Raw genomic sequence first — 17138 nt, 5'->3', positions numbered from 1 at the left:
GTCATTGATGTGACCTCACTTCGCCATACCCCTCCGCAACGAGTCGGGAGTTCCGTCGACGTTGCAGCGAGGCAAGCTTGTCCACTCTGAACCCACCCTTCGATCGCCCGGCGCACCGCGATCACGCGCAGGGCCATCCTTGTCGGTCAGCCTCTCGCCGAGCTCCCGCCGACGTCGCGGCCGACTTCAGAGAAGGATCTGTGCGATGAGCCAGCTGGTGAATGTGCGGCCCAACGAGGCCGGCGCGGGCGATCGCAAGGCGCAGAGCAGTGCAGCCGATCACGGCATGCGGCTGCTTGGTGCTATCGGCGCGGCGGCCCTGGAGCCGCAGTCGCCGACCGACGCCTGGGCGTTCTCGACGAGCGAAGCGCTCGGCACGGGATCGGTCGTCGAGCCGTTGCAGGACGTGCTCGGCAGTCTGACCGAGATCATTCGGGCCGAGGGCTCCCCGGCGGAGCGGCAGCCGGATCATCCATTCGCCGACGATCATGGCTTCGCGCTCGACCAGGAGGAGCTGGCGGGTCTGCCGGGCGTGGTGCTCAATACCTTCGATGTTGACGGTCCGGTGTGGCTCGCCGTCGAGGCGCTTGCTGCGACACAGCCCCCCGCCATCGACTACGATCTCAAGATCTGGGTCGAGCCGTCGTCCGAGCCCGACCGTCGTCCATCGCCGCACGAGAGCATCGTGGTCACGGTCGATGAGATGGAGAAGAACCGCCTCACCTTCGCCCGCCACGCACGGCCCGAGGATTTTTCGCCCGCCCCGGCGCTGGGCGCCTGGACCGGACGGCTGCGTCTGGAGCAGCGTCCTGACCTCGTGCAGCGGATCGAGCGCTATATCAGCGGGCCATGGACCGCCTGGGCCGACACCGAGCGCATGCGCCGCCGGACCATGGCGATCCATCAGCGGCTGCGCGACATGGCGGCCACGGCCCGCGACGATCAGGCGATCGAGGTCATGTGGGGCATCGCGCTGTCATCGTGGCGGCAGGGCGGGCGCGAATTCGAGTTGCCGCTGTTCGAGCGCGCGGTCGAGATCGAGATCATTGCGCGTCCGGATGCCGAGGTCAGGGTCCGGCCGCGCTTCGTCGGCGCAACCGTCAATTTGAGGGCGCTCGATGCCGTGGCGCCGGACGTGGCGCTTGCCGTGCGCGACAAGCCGGATCGCCTGGTCGAGGCGCTCGAGCAGCGCGCAGAGCTGTCGCCGTTCACGCCGGTCGGCCTCGATCAGATCCTGAGCGCCGCAGGCGCGCAGTCCGGTTACAAGACGTCGCGCAAATTCGCGTCTTCGGACGATGCGCCGGCCATGGAGGCCTCGGAGGCCGCGCTCACGTCGGGACGCTGGGTCATATCCGCGCGGCGGCGGCCGGAGAGCCTCGCCCTGCGCGACATCGACCGTCTCAAGAACGCCATCGAGCATGCGCCGCAGAGTGAGTGCTGCCTGTCGGGAGCCGTGAGCGCGCTGCTCTCGCAGCCGGATGGACGTGGCCACGCCAATGCGCGCCGGCACCTGTCCGGCATCGTCGGCGGCCCGATCGACCTTGCGCCTGCGCCCAAGCCTGCTGCGGTCGAGCAGGGCGATCTGTTCTTCCCGCTGCCCGCTGTCGCGGAGGATGTCGAGGTCGTACGCGAACTGTCGCGGTCGGATGGCCTGATGGTCCAGTCTGTCGAACGCGACGATCGGATCACTGCGCTCGTCAACGTCGTCTGCCATCACCTCGCGCTCGGCTCGCGCGTCCTCGTCGTGTCCAGGGACGAGGCTGCACTTTCGCTGCTGCATCAGAAGCTGCCGCTGGCCATTCGCGAGCTGACCGTCAGCTCGACCGGCTCCGACAAGGACGTGCTCAGGAAGGCCGAAGCCCTGGCGGGCCGGCTGCAATCGATCCTGGATACGCCAAATCTGCGCGATCAGGTCGGTCAGATCGGCCGGCTCGAACGCGACATCATCTCGAAGCGCACGCAGATCGCATCGCTCGACGACGAGATCGCCGAGATCGTCCGGCGCAATTTGCGGCTCGCCGGCGGCTTGCCGGAGCTGCCGTTCGATTTGTTCAAGGCGCTGATCGGCGAGCAGGACGCGCATGCCTGGTTCACCGACCGGCCGAAGCACCTGCTCGCGGCCACCGACCCGCTCGTGACGGCGGTCGACAATGCACGCGAGGCGCGGCTGCGGCTTGCCGCTGATCTCAAGCACATCGATGTCGAGTTGCCGGAGCTCGCGGCGCTTCCCGACACCGCCGCTATCCTGCGTCTGCACGCGGAGCTGCAGCACCAGGCAGGCCTGACGTCGGACGCTGGCCGCGACGAGGATCTCGCGCTCGACGCCATCGCGACCTTCGGGCTCGACGCAACCAACCGCCTGGCGGCCGATCTCGATGCGCTGGTGGCTGGCCATCGCGCCATTGCCGAGGAGACCTGGCTCGCGCGGCTGTCGCCGCTCGGCGCCGCCAAGGCTGACGCTCCCGCAGGTCTCGACAAGGTCGTGGGGTGGGCGCGTGATGCGTCGTTCCAGCTGTCGCGGAGCGCCGAATTCGCGAGGCGCCAGGTGCAGGCGCCGGTCGAGGCGTTCACCAGGAGGGACGCGATCCGCGTGGTCGAGCGGCTTGCGGCCGGCGAGAAGCCGTTCGCGCGGTTCTCGCCCTCGCGCCGCGCGCTGAAGGCCGCCGTCGAAGCGATCACGGTGGACGGTGCCGCGCCGTCGAAGCCGGCGGACTGGCAATATGTCGGGCGCTTCCTGCTGTGGCGCCACGACCTGCATGCGTTGCGCGCGCGCTGGACGTCGATCGCAACGCAGATCGGTGCACCCGCGCTTCAATTGGAATCGGCGCGGGCGTTCGATGACCTCGAGCACATCGTCAAGAGCGTCGAGGCCGCCATCGTGACGGCCGCGCTCGCCGTCCGCAGCGTGGCCGATGCCTGCTCCAAGCTGTCGGTGCCGGACGGCGACGTCAGGGCGATGCTGGCCGATGCACAGCGGCTGGCCGCGTTCGGCGCGGCGATTCGGACCGTCATGACGCGCGTATCGGGACCGCTGATCGAACTCGCTCGCCTCGGCGAATTGTTCGCCCGGGCGGGAGAACTCGCTGTCTCCGTTCAGGAGAACGTGCTGTCGCGGGTCGGTGACGCCGAGACGGAGCCGCAGGAGCTCGAAACGCGGTGGACAGGCATTCTCGCGACCATGGAGAAGATCCGCGAGGCCAGCCCGGACTACGAACTCGTCAGGACCGCCTGCCGGATGGTGACTGCAGCGGGCGCGCCGAGTCTGGCGCAGCGGCTGCGGTCCGCGCCGGGCGCGGGCGAGGCGAAGGATGCGGCGACGCTCGCGGAATGGGTGGCGGCCTGGAATTGGGCCGTGCTGATGCGGATCGAAAGTCCGGAGGAGCGGCAGCTGCTGCATGACCTCGCGGCTCAGCGCGCGCGGCTGGAGACGCGGTCGCTGGCCCTGTTCGAAGCGGTGATCGGCGCCCGCATGTCGCTGGGCATCGCGCAGAATGCGGGCGTCGCCGTCAGGCAAGCGGTGAGGCGGTTCAGGGACTCGATGCAGAAGATGGCGTCGGCCTGCTCCGGTCCGACCGCACGCCGACTTCGGCTTGCTGCGCGCAGGTCTCTCGACGGCTGGCTCGAGGAGATTCCCTGTCACGTGATGCCGGCCTGGCGTGTCGCCGAGTTGCTGCCGGCCCGGATCGGCACCTTCGATCTTCTGGTCGTCGACCACGCCTCGCGCTCCGATCTGCGCGAACTGACGGCGATGCTGCGGGCCCGCAAGGTTCTGATCAGCGACGAGCGTCACGACGACGGAGCCTTGGTCGAAGCCGGCCGCAACGATCCTGTTGTCAAACGCACCGAGACGAACACGCTGCGCCGCGTTCCACCAGCGCTGCGGCGGCTGCTGATGCCGGGTGCCTCGCTGCGCGATCTCGCCGCGATCCTGTTTCCCGATCGCATGATCGAGCTGCGCGCGCGCCCTGCCGGCGTCGAGGCAGCCTCGGTCACAGCTTCGCTGCTGCCCGCCGATACGTCCAGACCGGCCGATGCACCAGCCGCCGAGCTGCCGCGGCCGGCCCGCGCGGCAGCGCCCGCGCCGAAGCAGCGGCCGCAGCCACGGCAGGTCTTCACGACGCACTCGCTCGAAGAGGAGATCGCCACCGTCGCGAAATATCTGTCGATGGCTCGCCGCTCGGGGACGGACATCGTCACGGCTGCCGCCGGCGCGCCCGCGATAGCGCAGCGTGCCGAGAGCCGCGTGGCTGCGCCCAAGCCCGCGCCGGAGATTCGCGTGCTGCGCCGGCGTCCGCCGCGCCAGCCGGCCGCGGACATCGTGGCGCCGGTTGTGACTGCGGCTCCGCCTGAGCTGCCGACCGTCGCGCAGCCGGCCACGGTCGAGCCGACCCAGCCGAGCGCGGCCGCCGTCACTGAAGCGCCGGTCATCGTCGCCGATCGGGCTGCGGTGCCGCAGCGCCCTGCCGAAAAAAAGGTGGTCACAGCGGAGATCGAGGCGGAGTCCACGGGCGCCGCGCCGGCAGAGCCCGTGAAGCCTGCCGTCGTTGCGACACCCGCTGCGGCAGCGGCTTCTGCCACCACTGAGCCCGCTGCCGCTGCTGCGGCTACAGCCTCTGCTGCGACTTCTGCAGCGCCGGCGACCGAGATCAAGATTCATCCCTCCCTCGTCGCGATGGCGTTCAAGGCGACGGAGAACGCCGCGGCACCACACCGCCGTCGGCCGAGCCGGCGGGTGATGGCGTTTGCCGCGGCCGGATTGCTGGCAGTCGTCGGTGCGGCGGTGTCCTGGGAGCGCGCGTCGGAATGGATCCAGCTGTCCCTGAGCGGTGCGACGGCAGCGTCGGCTCTGCCGAGCGAACCGGGCGCCCATAAGGTCAGTGCAGAGCGGATCACGCCCGAGGCCAAGCCGGTGGTTGAGGCCAAGCCGGTGGTTGTCGCCGCGGCCGAGGAGCATGCCACGGTCGGCATGAGCGTGCCGGTCAGCACGCCGGCGCAGGCGTTCCTCTATCATGAGGATCCGCAGGATCCGAAGGGCAAGCGTTATCCTGGCAAGGTCACCTGGTCGATCGAGCAGACCAAGGGGCCGCGACTCGATACGGCGCCGGCGATCAAGGGTGAGATCGAGATCGAGAACGGCACCAAGGCCACGATCTCGCTGCGGCGGAACGCCGACATGGAGATGCCGGCGAGTCACATCATGGAGCTCAAGTTCGACTGGCCGGATCAGTCGGTCAGCGGCCTGACCAGCCTGAGGGGCATCGGCCTGAAGGGCGAGGAGGCCGAGCGCGGGACGGCGCTGGTGACCCAGACCGCCCGGGTGACACCGAAATACTTCATGGTCGCGCTGTCGGCCAACGAGGTCGATACCAAGCGCAACCTGATGCTTCTCAAGGGCAAGCAGTGGTTCGACATTCCGATCGTCTACGAGGGCGGCAACCGGGCGCTGCTGTCGATCGAGAAGGGATCCGACGGCGACCGCGTGTTCAAGGACGTGTTCGCCAGCTGGGGTCAGTGACGGGGTTGGCGGGCATCACGAGCGAGGACAGCATGAGCGAGAGTTCAGCGTTGCAATGGCTGCGGGCTCCCAAGCTCGCCGAGGATGCGCTGCCGGAGGATTCCCGCGCGGTGGCCTGCCGGCGCTGCGGCCGCACGGTGCAGGTCTCGCTCAGCCCGATGCGTCCGCCGAGCTTCCTGCGCGTCGAGGATCAGGTCGAGTGTCCCGAGGTGCAGGAGCGGTGGACCGGCAAGAGCGAAGGCGGGCTGTTGCTGATGATGTGCGGCGCGCTCGAGCAGTCGCTCGATGCCGAATGGGAGATCGCAGAGCCGGAGAGTGCGGCTCGACGAGAACCTGCACCAGTCTCTCCGGTGCGCCCGTCACCCGCGCCGGCGGCGTCCCTTCCAGACAGATGGGACGACGGCAGCGACGGTGATCAGGAGGAGGCGGGTGAGGGCGGCCGGCTGAAGGCCGTGTTCGCACCGGCGGCAGGTGCGCGCAAGAAGCTGATCCGCGGAGCGCTCGGCGTCGTGGTCCTCGGCATCGTCTTCCTCGGCGGCGTGCTGTTGCCGCTACGCGAGATCAGGCTGCTGATTCAGGCGCCGCCTGGGTCGGCCGGATCGTCGAGCTCGCAGCAGGAGGCGCAGTCCGCCGCGCCGCTGCCTCCGCCGCGCCGGATCCTGCTGGAAGCCGCCGGCGCGCGCCAGGACGCCGCGCGATCGCCGTCCAGCGCCTTCATCGCGCCGCGCCAGGATGCTCCGGCACTCGAGGCGACGCTGGCGCGATCATCCGACGCGGCAGCCATTCCGCGGCCCGCGCCGGCGCCGGAAGCCGGGCCGAAGCTGCGCGTTCCTGAGCTGGTTGCGATCGCCGGTGGCAGTTTTGCGATGGGCGGCGACGACGAGTCCGAGCAGCCGGCGCATCAGGTCAGCGTGCGACCGTTCTCGCTCGGCAAGCATCCCGTGACGATCGGCGAGTGGAAGCAGTGTGTCGCCGCGGCAAGCTGCGCCGACATCGCGGCCGGTGCGGATGATCGTCCGGTCACCAACCTGAGCTACGACGACACGCAGGCCTATCTCGCCTGGCTGTCGAAGGCGACCGGCAAGTCGTTCCGGCTGCCGACCGAGGCCGAGTGGGAATATGCCGCGCGCGGCGGCCAGCGCACCCGCTATTGGTGGGGCGATCGCATGCGCCCCGGCATGGCCAGTTGCAAGGGCTGCAACGGCACGGGCGACGCCGAGACCGACCAGCCGCCGAAGATAGGCAGCGTCCAGGCCAATCCTTACGGCCTGTTCGACATGGGCGGCGGCGTCGGCCAGTGGGTCGCCGACAGCTGGCACAAGAACTACAAGGGCGCGCCGGCGGACGGATCGGCCTGGCTCGAGGAAGGTAGCTATGCCCGCGTCATCCGCTCGGGATCGTGGAAGAACGGCGCCGCCGATGCGCGGGCCGGCAGCCGCGACCGCTATGACGGCCGCATCCGGCATCCGACCCTGGGTTTCCGCATCGCGCTCTCACCATAGGGGATTTGCATGCTGCCGAGGTCTGCGCGACTCTGCCTCATCCTGACCGCATCGCTCGTGCTCGCGCCGTCATTGGCGCCGGCCAAGGGGACGAAGGCTGCGAAGGATGCCCGCGTCTATTTCATCTCTCCTGCGGACGGGGAGACGGTGACCGGGCCCTTCATCGCTCGCTTCGGACTGCGCAACATGGGCGTTACCCATGCGGGCGACGATTTCGCCGGCAGTGGCCATCATCATCTTCTGGTCGACGTCGACGAGACGATGCAGGCCGGCGAGGAGATTCCGCGCGACAAGAAACACGTTCATTACGCAGCGGGGGAGACGGAGGCGCGGATCGAATTGTCGCCCGGCAAGCACACGCTGCAGCTCGTGCTGGGCGACACCAGGCATCTCAACTTCGATCCGCCCGTGATCTCCGAGAAGATCATGATCACGGTGAGCAAGCCGAACGGAGGCGAGCAGGAGGCGCGCGCGACGCGCAGCGTCACCGTCCGAAGCCGACCGCAGATCCGATCCGTACCAACCGAGCCGCCGGCCCAGCCCGAGCCGTCGCCGGAGATGACGAAGTCGCCCGAGAGCTCCGACTTCATCAGCCGCGTCTTCTCCGGAACGAAGTGACGAGCCTTCCATTCCCGACGGCCGGGCGCGTGATGCGCGTCGCCTTGCGCGCGACCGTGGGACGCAAGCTCGCTCGCTCCTCGAGGATCCATCGCTGAGGGCGGCGCTTGTCGCGCGATGGCGGCAAGGACGATCCATCATCATCCTGCCCCTGCCGCAGCGATGGAATGACGCATGTCGAAATCCGCGCCAGGGCTCGCGAGGCATGCGCCGCACTGGGCGGCGCAAGCGCACCTCACCCGGCAAATGGCCGCTCGTCCTGGCGCGCGTCCATGGCAGATCCCGACGCAAAAGGGGACGTCGTTGCCGAGGCATCTGACACGTCGTTTTCCTGCAGCGACTCGCCATCCTGGTCGGCAGTCCGTGTCGGCAAGGGCATCGCCCGCGCCCAGGATCAGGATGGCTGCGCCGTTGTCCGCACGGATGTGCGTTTGACGGCCGGACGATGCGTGCGCAAGCAGCCGCATCGTCATCATCCACCATCGATCTCGATCCGGTCGTGCGAACGATGGCGACGCTCAAAAAAAAATTCTGAGGCTTAAGGTCGCAGCCTTGTAGCTGTCGGTTCCTTTCTCGCCTCACCATGGTCACAGCGGCAATCGGGCAGGAGTGTGGTCCCGCACACAGCGCCGGCCACGCCTTGTGCGGGAGCAAAGCGCATGCGCCTCGCGATGATGCTGCTACATCCTTGCGAATCAATATCAGTTGCAATGCGCGGGGAACCGCGCGCGTTGTCGAGTCCTGAAAAGATCAGCAGCCTGCCGACACGGTTCAATCCTGACGGGACCGCATGTGAGTTCGCATCTCAGCGACATTGCGGCCGGATGCGGAACGTTTCGAGCCGCGCCTGCGTGATCGAGGCCATCCGCCGCGGCTGATGATGTCCAAGTTTCGTTGAAATCTCCTCCCCTTTGTAGCCTGCGCATCGAGCGCTGTTGGCGCCGATGGCGCAGTCTTCGAGGAGGGATTTGATTATGAAGGTCATCAAGCTGATGGGCGTGGTCTTGGCGGCGGGTCTGGCGTCGGGCTCCGCAGCGCTCGCCGACGGCTACAAGGATTGCACCAAGCTCGACAAGGCGTCGTGGAAGACCACCGCCGAGGCCGAGGCAAAGGCGAAGGCCGCGGGCTACGAGGTTCGACAGACCAAGATCGAGGGCACCTGCTACGAGGTCTACGGCGTTAAGGGCGGTAAGCTCTATGAGCTGTTCTACAGCCCCGAAGACCTCGCGCTGAAGCACACCAAGGCGAAGTGATCTGATGGTCATGCGTGACGCAGGCCAGGCACAGCGGAGCGTCTTCTCCGAGACGCCGGCGAACTCGGGTTCGGGGACCGTAGTGGTCTGGGATTTTCCGCTGCGCGTCTGGCACTGGTCGCTCGCGGCCTTCGTGCTCGTCGCCTGCGTCACGCCCAACACGTTCGATCGCCTGCATCGCCTGGCGGGCTATGCCGTCATCGGTCTTCTCGCCTTCAGGCTGATCTGGGGACTGATCGGCAGCCGTCATTCGCTGTTTGCGCGGATCAGCCTCAAGCTGCGGGCGGCGCCTCAGTACATCGTGGGCATGTTGCGCGGAGAGACGGGACGCTATCTGGGCCTGAACCCGGCAGGGGCCGCGATGCTGGTCGTGATGCTTGCGCTTCTGATCGTCTCGACCATCAGCGGCGTCATGCAGGTCTCGATCCGGTTCTTCGGCGTCGGCTGGATCGAGCAGGCGCATGCGCTGTCGTCCAATGCCATCATCGCCCTGATCGCCGTGCATGTGCTCGGCACGGTGTGGATGAGCGTGCTGCAGCGGGAGAATTTGATGCGCGCGATGGTGACGGGACGCAAGCGCGTGCCTGGCATCATGCGCGCCGCGCCTGCGGTGGCGCGCAGCGTCGCACGCCAGAGCCCGGAGCCCGAGCCGATGGCGGACGAGGAGCACGTATCCGTTGTACCCGATCTGCCGCCCCTGCGCGTGAATCCGGCCCCCGGCACCGCGAAGCCTGCGCGTATGCCGCGATCCCTCAGCATTCACGACAGGCGGCTGGGGGTCGGCAGGTGAGACGGCGGGCATCGGTCGTGTGCGCTCGCCGGCGATATGTGCGTGCAGGCCCGCGCCTGATTTCATTTCTAGTGCGCGCAAGGCTTGTCCGCGCACGGCTCGAGCTGGATGGGCGCACACGCATATTGCGGTCCATGCCGCGTGAGACCAGCACGAGCGTGTCCCTTCGTGCATCTCGCTCGCACTCGTCTCGATGAGCGGGCGCATGAGGATCATGCATGTGCTGTGCGCAGCGTAGGCGGTCGATCGTGAGTCTCGTGTGGTTCGCGGCGCGCGACGGCGCTGCATGACCTGTCGTGTCTCATATCAGCACAGATGCGAACTAAGGCGATTGTGCTGCTACCGACCGCAGTGACCGCTGATTTTCGTCGTTGTCATTCGGCGCTGTGCATCGGCGATGCTCGAGCCCGCGCGTTTGCGCGGCGACTTGACGCCGTACAACTAATAAATTCGCGCGCTTTGTCGCACACACAGATGTTGTCAAATTTCGACACGGCAAATTGCCGCATTCGGGACTTTATAGTCGTTCTATGAAGTGTCGAAGACTCGTCGAAACAGGCGAGCGCTGGAAGACGTTCGGCACATTCGGGTGAATTCGGGACAGGGACATACAGCATGAATCTCTTTGGGAAGGTACAGGCAGCAGGAGCCGCCGTGCTGTTGATCGCGGCGTTCGCGCTGCCGGCAGGGGCGGCTGAGACGACCATCGAGATATCGGTCAAGGACAACAAGTTTCAGCCGGCGGAGATGAAGGCGCCGGCCAACACGCCGATCGTGTTCAAGGTCAAGAATCTGGATGGCGCGCCGGTCGAGTTCGAGAGCGAGCCCCTGGAGTTCGAGACGGTGATCAAGCCCAACATGGAAGGCGTCGTGAAGGTCAAGGCGCAGAAGCCGGGACGCTACGAATTCTTCGACGACTTCCATCAGGGCAACAAGGGCGCGCTGATCATCGAGTGATCCGACCTTCGACGCCGTGATGCCGGGATGCGTCACGCCGCGGGCGCCGCGCTTCGCAGGTTGCCGAACTCGACGGAGACGAGGCTCTTTGGAACGGGCAGCACGAGAGACGGTCGCTTCCAGACGTGGCATCGGTCGCGACGTCTCACGGTGCCAGGAGGAGACGGTTGCGATCACCGTGCTGCTCGTGACGCTGTTCGGAGTCGCGCCGTCCTACGGTCAGACCGTCACGCCGGGGAGCCAGGTCAGGGCCTATGCAGATCCGGGGACCACCGACGCCGGACCGGTGGTGGTCGTACCCAATCGCCGCCGCCAGCCGGTGAGGCCGGCGAACAGCAATGGACCGCTGGTCATTCCGCAGGTGATCGTTTCGCCGGGCGGGGTCGAGCCGGAGCCGAAGGCGGCCACGCAGGTGGACGAGGCTCCACCGCCGCGGCCGCGGTCTCCGATCGATGCGGGCGCGGGCGCGCTCCCGCAGGCCGCGCGCCGCGAGCCGGCGCCGCGTCTGGCTCCGGTTCGAAACGGCTTTTTCGGTGCACCGTCCGCCGGCCTCCTGGTCGGCGGCTGCCTGTCGACGCCGGGCCGGCTGTCGGTCACGAACGTGCCCAATCGCTGCCTGGACGCGCTGGCGTTCGCCGTCAGTCCGCCGCCGGCCACGCGTGGCGTGCTGCCGCGCAACCTGCCGCCGATTCCGCGACAGGATGCGCAGCCGATTCCGCCCGTTCTGGCGGACAAGCCCAAGATGCGGCTGCCGCCGGTGAACAAGGGGCAGAAGCCGCAGGAGCAGCCGCAGCCGCCGATGATGGCGGAAGACCCCTATGAGCCCAAGGGCATCACGGTGGGAAACTTCATCCTGAAGCCTGCGTTCGAAATGTCCTCAGGCTTCGACAGCAATCCCGGCCGTGTGCCGCAAGGCAAGGGCTCGGCCTTCGTCAGCGTTGCGCCGGTCCTGCTCGTGCGCTCTCAGTTCGAGCGGCATCTGCTCAACGCCGATGTGCGCGTCGGCTACATCGACTATGCGAAGCTCCGGCAGCTCAGCAGGCCTACCGTCGACGCCAAGGTGAATGGGCGCTACGACATCACCGATACGTTTGCGCTCAACGGCGAGGGCCACGTTGCCGTCGATGCCGATGATCCCGGCACGCCGCGCTTCGCCGGCCGGTTCGCCAGGATTCCGCTCGCCTCCACCGTCGGCGGCTCGGCGGGCGTCACCAAGCGGTTCGAGGAGGTCGAGGTCTCGACCAAGGCCGCCATCGACCGCGTCGCGTTCCAGAACGCGCCGCTCGTCGACGGCCAGATCGTCAGCAATGCCGATCGCAACTTCGTCCAATACGGCTCGCAGAGCCGCATCACCTACAATCTGACGCCGGAGATCCGTCCCTTCGTCGACGTCGCCGTCGATCGCCGCGTTCACGACATCGCGGTCGATGCCGAAGGCATCCGCCGCGACTCCACCGGGACGGCGGTCGAGGCCGGCGTGACCTTCAACTACGCCGACAAGCTGACAGGCGACGTCGCCGTCGGCTATCTGACGCGCCGCTATCAGGATCCGATGCTCAAGCCGGTCAACGGCTTCATTGCCGACGCCAATCTGACATGGCAGTTCGCCAAGGAGACAGCGATCGCGCTGGGGGCCAAGTCGCAGGTGGTGGAGATCACCGAGCCCGGCATTTCCGGCGTGCTCAAGCGCGACGTCACCGTCGGCATCGAGCATCAGTTCGAGCCCTGGCTCGTCGGCACGTTCCTCGCCGGCTATGGCGAGGACGCGTTCACCGGTACGACGCGGGTCGACAACCGCTATCTGGTCGAGCTCGGCATGCTCTACAAGTTCTCACGCCTGCTGCAGCTCAGGGCCAGCGTCCGGCGCGAGGAGACGCGCTCCAACTTCCGCGAAAACAATCTGTCGGCGACCGTGGTGCAGGTCGGCGCGCGGGTACAGTACTAGACGAACGTTTCCATCCAATCGGCACGCGTGGTGGGCTGAGCCCCCCGCAGTCTCCAACGCTGTCGTGCCTCGCGAAAGCGGGGCATCCAGTACTTCCGTGGCGGCAGATGCCGAACCGAAACGTCACGGCGTACTGGATCGTCCGCCTCGGACGATGACAGCGAGGATACCCATCTCCGAATATGAGAGGAGACTTTGGAAAAGGTCGTCTCGCGGGAATTCTGGCCGGATACGGAAAGGTCTCGCGTTCCTTCGTCCGCGCGACCTCGGCCCAGCAGACGCAAAAAGCAGCGCTCGCGCCATTGCGAACGCTGCCAAGTCTTCAAGATACACGCGTCGAACGACGCACGGTCTACTTCTTCTGGTTGAAGTTCACGTCGAGGCTGAAGCTGAACTGATCGTCCGTCAGTCCGGACGGCGGCGCAGGCACAGGGTCGGAGCGGCGGATCATCGCCAGCGCGGCATCGTCGAACATCGAGTCGCCGGACGACTGCATGACGGACGCAGACACCACCTTGCCGGCCCGGCTCAGCACCAGCGCCACCTTGACCGTGCCATTGTGCTTCTTGCCTTCCGGATAGCGCTTGTGCAGCTCGAAATAGGCGCTGATCTTTCGGCCCCAATCGTTGGTCAGCTTCTGCTTGTCCTTGCCCATTCCCGGATTGGGGGCCTTGGCCGTCTCGGCCGGCGGCGCGGCCTCGTCCAGCGCCTTGCGGGCCGATTCTTCCTGCGCAGCAGATGCGACCGACGCTTCGGCCTGCTGGGTTGCCTGCTGCTGTTCCTCCTTCTCCGGCTTCTTGGGATCGTTCTGCGTGACGACCCGATCGGCCTCCTCCTCTGTCTCGGTCGGCTTGTCCTTGACGGCGTCGGACTCCTTGACTTCGGCGGTCTGCTGCATCTGCTCCGGCGCAGCCTCGGCCGCGTCGCTGTCGGGACCCGGCGGAAGATCGTTGTCCTCGACCTGGGGCGAGGCGATCTCGAGCGCGAATTCGGCGCCGGCCGCGCCGAGACCGCCGTCCGCGTCATTGCCGCTGAGATGGACGACCGCGAGCGCGGCGCCGCCACCGTGCAGCATGAGGGCGCCGATCGCGGCTGAGATCCACAAGCGGCGCGACGCTCCCTGATACTTGTGTTCGACCATTCTTCAGTTCCGTCGTTTCACTGGTTTCAATGTGCAGTCTGGGCGGCGGCCTGTGAGACGCCTTCGACAGTCACGAGCTTGATCTTCGGATAGCCGCCGGTCCGTAGCAGCTCCATCACGTCCATCAGCTCTCCATACGCCACGCCCCGGTCGGCGCGCAGGAAGATGAACTTGTCCTTCGCCGCCTCGGGGATGTGCTCGAGCGTGCTCACCAGGCTCGCCCGTTTCACCGGCTCCTCGCCGACGAACAGTGTCAGATCCGGCTTGATGCTGACATAGATCGGCTTGTCCGGCTTCTTCTGCGGCGTGGCCGTCGATGTCGGGAGATCGACCGGCACGTCGACCGTCGACAGCGGCGCCGCGACCATGAAGATGATCAGCAGCACCAGGATCACGTCGATGAAGGGCGTGACGTTGATGTCGCTCGTCTCGCCGAGATCATCGTCGCCATCGCCTTCCGAGAGAGAGACGGCCATGGAGCTACTCCGCCGCCAGCGCCATCGGAGGCGCAGAGTGGACGTGGATGGGCTCGAAGTGCTCGCCGTGATGGCTGCTGTGGTGGCTCTGGCCGCGATCCAGATCGCGCGACAGCATCCGGGCGGTGGCGCCGGAGGACCGGTTCACGAGCTCCATGTAGCCCTTCGTCACCCGTGTGAAGTGATTGTAGATGATCACGGCCGGGATCGCGGCGACGAGGCCGATGGCGGTTGCGAGAAGCGCTTCGGCGATGCCGGGCGCGACGACGGCGAGGTTCGTGGTCTGCGACTTCGAGATGCCGATGAAGCTGTTCATGATGCCCCAGACCGTGCCGAACAGGCCGACGAAGGGCGAGATCGAGCCGATCGTGGCGAGCAGGCCCATGCCGGTCCGGCAACGCCGGCCCTCGGCACGTACGATCTCGGAGAAGCTCGACGCGGCGCGCTCGTTGACGCCGTGAGACGGCAGTTCGGACGACATTCTGATCTCGTGCATGGCGGCGTCGATCAGAGCCGTCAGCACGTTCTGGCGTGATCCCAGCGCGAGCTTGGCTTCCGACAGCCAGCGTACGTCGTCGACCTTGCGCAGCGCGCCGCTCAGCTTCCGGCGCAGGATGGAGAACTCGATGGTCTTGGCGATGAAGACGGTCCAGGTCGCAAGCGAGGCGAGCGCGAGCCCCATCATGACCGACTTCACGAGAATGTCGGCGGCCAGGAACATCGACCATGGCGACAGATCATGCGGCACGTGTGATGCCGCTTGCGCACCGCCTTGTGCCGCGCCCTGGGCCGGCTTCTCTGCCTGGTCCTTCGCCTTGTCGCCCGCTGCCGTGTCCGTGACGGCTTCGGTCGCGGTCGACGGTTGGGTGTCGTTCGTTGCGGCGGCCGGTGCCGGGTTCGTTGCACCAGCTTGCGGCGTGGTCGCGGCCGGAGCCGGCGAAGGCGCGGCCGCCTGCGCCGTGGGCGCGGGCTGGGCAACGGCGGGGGCTGTCTGCGCCTGTCCGACGGTCATCGGCTTCGGAGCCGCGCCCTGAGCTTGAGCTGCGTGCGCGACGGGAGCCGGCGCACTGGCGGCGTTGGCGAGCGCAGCTGCAGGCGCCTGCGTGGCGGCCGCCGTCGTCGGAGCCTGAACGGATTTCGCGCCGGTCGGAGTCGTGGGACTCGGTGCTGTGGTCTGCGGGGCGGTGGCAGCCTGGCCAGGTCTCGGCGACGTGGCCGGCTGCTCGGCATGCGCCATGGCGCCGGCCGAAACGGCTGCGATCACCGCTCCTACATGAAGAACGATCCTGAACATGTTGCTGCGTACCCCTTGGTAGTTATCTTCTCTGTAATGCTTCTAGTCGTAACCCGGCTGTTTTGAGACGGCGCGTTGACTCAAAGCGGGAACATCGATGTCGGCAGTCACTCCGGTGAGTGCGATGCCAGATGAAAAATCGAATCGTGTGATCTGCGTAAGAGCTCGGGATGCTGCCCATCGCGTCATAACTCCCTGAAAGTCCTGACCTGGGGCGCGACGAGCCGTGCACGGTTCCGCCAACGCGGCTGCCTGTCACGCAAATGCCGCCGTTCGGTCTTCCATCAATTCTAATTAGTCGGCGCCGGCGTGATGGTCCCGTTTGGCGGACGCGAGGGCATCACGCGCGTTCTTCGAGACGTGATGCCGCCGGAAAGGGCTCGAAAGCGTCGAGATCCGAATCAGGGTGCGGTGGAATCAGGTTTGTTTGAGAAGCGGGCCGCGCGCGATCTGATCAAGCTGCGAGCGGTGGCTGAAGTTCGCAAAGCGCACCCGCTTGCCGGCGTCGAAAGATCGTGCCGCTCGCGAGCGGCGGTCTGCCGGCAGTCAAGGACGTGTGACAGCTCAAGGAAGAGACAGGCGGCCGCTTGTGAGATTGGACGGTGGTCCATCGCGAAGGCTGAGAACGGCTCCGCAGCGATGCGGTCATCGTCCGAACGAATGAGCCGGGCTGCATGCGTGCAACCCGGCTCGTAGACGATCGAACTCAACGTGAGTGTGGCGACCGAAGGCGGATATTGAAACGAGCGTTTCCTTGGAAACAGCGGTCGATGCCGGGTCGACCGCTTGCCATCTCGACCGCTGTCATACTCCGCGATGGCAGTGCATCCAGCAATCCGCGAAGATGATGAACCGAGATGTCACGGCGTACCAGATCGTCCGCGTTCGCGGACGATGACAGTGAGGGTCTACATATCTGCATCAATAGGGCTGGAACGTTGAAAACGGTCGTCTAGTTCTCGGCCCAGTAGCGGATCAGGTTGTGATAGAGGCCGGTCAGCCGCACCATCTCCGGATCGTCGCGTCCCATCCGCTGCGACAATCCCTGGATCGTCGTGTCGAGATCGAAGATCATGCTGCGCGCGAGGGGATCGCGGATCATGCTCTGCAGCCAGAAGAACGAGGCGACGCGGACGCCGCGCGTCACCGGGGTGACCATATGCAGGCTCGAGGCGGGATACAGCACGAGGTCGCCGGCCGGCAGCTTGACCTCGTGCGAGCCGTACAGATCCTCGATCACCAGCTCGCCGCCGTCGTAATCCTCCGGCTCGGACAGAAACAGCGTGACCGAAAGGTCGGTGCGAATGCGCAAGCCGGTGAGCTTGTCGCCGCGGACCGCGTTGTCGACGTGGATGCCGAAATGGTGGCCCGACTCCGCGCTGTAGCGGTTGAACAGCGGCGGGAAGATCTGCTGCGGGATGGCTGCGGCGAGAAAGCGCGGATTGGCGGTCATCGCCGAAATGATGCGGTGGCCGAGCTTGCGCGCCACCTCGCTGTCGGGCGGCAACTGCTCGTTGCGCTTGACCATGGCCGACTGGGCGCCGGCCGTCGAGCGACCGTCCTCCCAGTCGCTGTCGTCCATGATGTGGCGGAAGTCCGCCACATCGTCTTTGCTCAGAACTCCGGGGACACAGATCAGCATGAACT

The 17138-nt window shown here is 66.7% G+C and carries 11 protein-coding genes; 7 read left to right on the top strand and 4 right to left on the bottom strand.

Annotated elements, in window-relative coordinates; translation table 11 throughout:
• Positions 1 to 205 precede the first annotated feature (205 nt).
• From ACQR0U_RS20385 to ACQR0U_RS20355, 7 genes are all read left to right on the top strand, one after another.
• A complete protein-coding gene (locus ACQR0U_RS20385; RefSeq protein WP_434872232.1) occupies positions 206 to 5515 on the top strand; it encodes an AAA family ATPase in 5310 nt (1769 codons plus the stop codon).
• 32 nt (positions 5516 to 5547) lie between these two features.
• Complete coding sequence (locus tag ACQR0U_RS20380; RefSeq protein ID WP_434872231.1) at positions 5548 to 7017, top strand: formylglycine-generating enzyme family protein; 1470 nt, start codon at positions 5548 to 5550, stop codon at positions 7015 to 7017.
• 9 nt (positions 7018 to 7026) lie between these two features.
• A complete protein-coding gene (locus ACQR0U_RS20375; RefSeq protein ID WP_315716490.1) occupies positions 7027 to 7635 on the top strand; it encodes a DUF4399 domain-containing protein in 609 nt (202 codons plus the stop codon).
• A 974-nt stretch (positions 7636 to 8609) separates the two neighbouring features.
• Positions 8610 to 8888, top strand: a complete 279-nt coding sequence (locus tag ACQR0U_RS20370; RefSeq protein WP_315716492.1) for a PepSY domain-containing protein — start codon at positions 8610 to 8612, stop codon at positions 8886 to 8888.
• A 10-nt stretch (positions 8889 to 8898) separates the two neighbouring features.
• Positions 8899 to 9678, top strand: a complete 780-nt coding sequence (locus ACQR0U_RS20365; protein WP_316186068.1) for a cytochrome b/b6 domain-containing protein — start codon at positions 8899 to 8901, stop codon at positions 9676 to 9678.
• Positions 9679 to 10293: 615 nt separating this feature from the next.
• Positions 10294 to 10635 carry a cupredoxin domain-containing protein gene (locus tag ACQR0U_RS20360; RefSeq protein WP_315716494.1) on the top strand — a complete coding sequence of 114 codons (342 nt, stop codon included), beginning with the start codon at positions 10294 to 10296 and terminating at the stop codon, positions 10633 to 10635.
• Between the two features lie 88 nt (positions 10636 to 10723).
• Complete coding sequence (locus ACQR0U_RS20355) at positions 10724 to 12580, top strand: outer membrane beta-barrel protein (RefSeq protein ID WP_434872230.1); 1857 nt, start codon at positions 10724 to 10726, stop codon at positions 12578 to 12580.
• A gap of 352 nt (positions 12581 to 12932) precedes the next feature.
• Here ACQR0U_RS20355 and ACQR0U_RS20350 read toward each other — a convergent pair whose 3' ends face one another.
• The 4 genes from ACQR0U_RS20350 to ACQR0U_RS20335 form a co-directional block, all read right to left on the bottom strand.
• Positions 12933 to 13721, bottom strand: a complete 789-nt coding sequence (locus tag ACQR0U_RS20350; protein ID WP_315753745.1) for an energy transducer TonB — start codon at positions 13719 to 13721, stop codon at positions 12933 to 12935.
• 26 nt (positions 13722 to 13747) lie between these two features.
• Positions 13748 to 14197 (bottom strand): TonB system transport protein ExbD, encoded by a 450-nt coding sequence (gene exbD, locus ACQR0U_RS20345; RefSeq protein ID WP_316167910.1) that lies wholly within the window; start codon positions 14195 to 14197, stop codon positions 13748 to 13750.
• Between the two features lie 4 nt (positions 14198 to 14201).
• The gene (gene exbB / locus ACQR0U_RS20340) at positions 14202 to 15209 is read right to left on the bottom strand and encodes a tonB-system energizer ExbB (RefSeq protein WP_434872241.1); all 1008 of its coding nucleotides are present in this window, start codon (positions 15207 to 15209) and stop codon (positions 14202 to 14204) included.
• 1234 nt (positions 15210 to 16443) lie between these two features.
• Positions 16444 to 17133 (bottom strand): Fe2+-dependent dioxygenase, encoded by a 690-nt coding sequence (locus tag ACQR0U_RS20335; RefSeq protein ID WP_315716500.1) that lies wholly within the window; start codon positions 17131 to 17133, stop codon positions 16444 to 16446.
• Between the last annotated feature and the right edge of the window lie 5 nt (positions 17134 to 17138).

The organism is Bradyrhizobium sp. HKCCYLRH3097 (assembly GCF_051167875.1).
Taxonomy (GTDB): domain Bacteria; phylum Pseudomonadota; class Alphaproteobacteria; order Rhizobiales; family Xanthobacteraceae; genus Bradyrhizobium.
Note: the sequence above shows the minus strand (reverse complement) of the source record. Positions and strands in the feature narration are given on the sequence as shown.

Coding starts and splice junctions, on each gene's coding strand:
- ACQR0U_RS20335 (WP_315716500.1), bottom strand. CDS start 17,133: ATGCTGATCTGTGTCCCCGGAGTTCTGAGCAAAGACGATGTGGCGGAC.
- ACQR0U_RS20375 (WP_315716490.1), top strand. CDS start 7,027: ATGCTGCCGAGGTCTGCGCGACTCTGCCTCATCCTGACCGCATCGCTC.
- ACQR0U_RS20385 (WP_434872232.1), top strand. CDS start 206: ATGAGCCAGCTGGTGAATGTGCGGCCCAACGAGGCCGGCGCGGGCGAT.
- exbD (WP_316167910.1), bottom strand. CDS start 14,197: ATGGCCGTCTCTCTCTCGGAAGGCGATGGCGACGATGATCTCGGCGAG.
- ACQR0U_RS20380 (WP_434872231.1), top strand. CDS start 5,548: ATGAGCGAGAGTTCAGCGTTGCAATGGCTGCGGGCTCCCAAGCTCGCC.
- exbB (WP_434872241.1), bottom strand. CDS start 15,209: ATGACCGTCGGACAGGCGCAGACAGCCCCCGCCGTTGCCCAGCCCGCG.
- ACQR0U_RS20350 (WP_315753745.1), bottom strand. CDS start 13,721: ATGGTCGAACACAAGTATCAGGGAGCGTCGCGCCGCTTGTGGATCTCA.
- ACQR0U_RS20360 (WP_315716494.1), top strand. CDS start 10,294: ATGAATCTCTTTGGGAAGGTACAGGCAGCAGGAGCCGCCGTGCTGTTG.
- ACQR0U_RS20365 (WP_316186068.1), top strand. CDS start 8,899: ATGCGTGACGCAGGCCAGGCACAGCGGAGCGTCTTCTCCGAGACGCCG.
- ACQR0U_RS20370 (WP_315716492.1), top strand. CDS start 8,610: ATGAAGGTCATCAAGCTGATGGGCGTGGTCTTGGCGGCGGGTCTGGCG.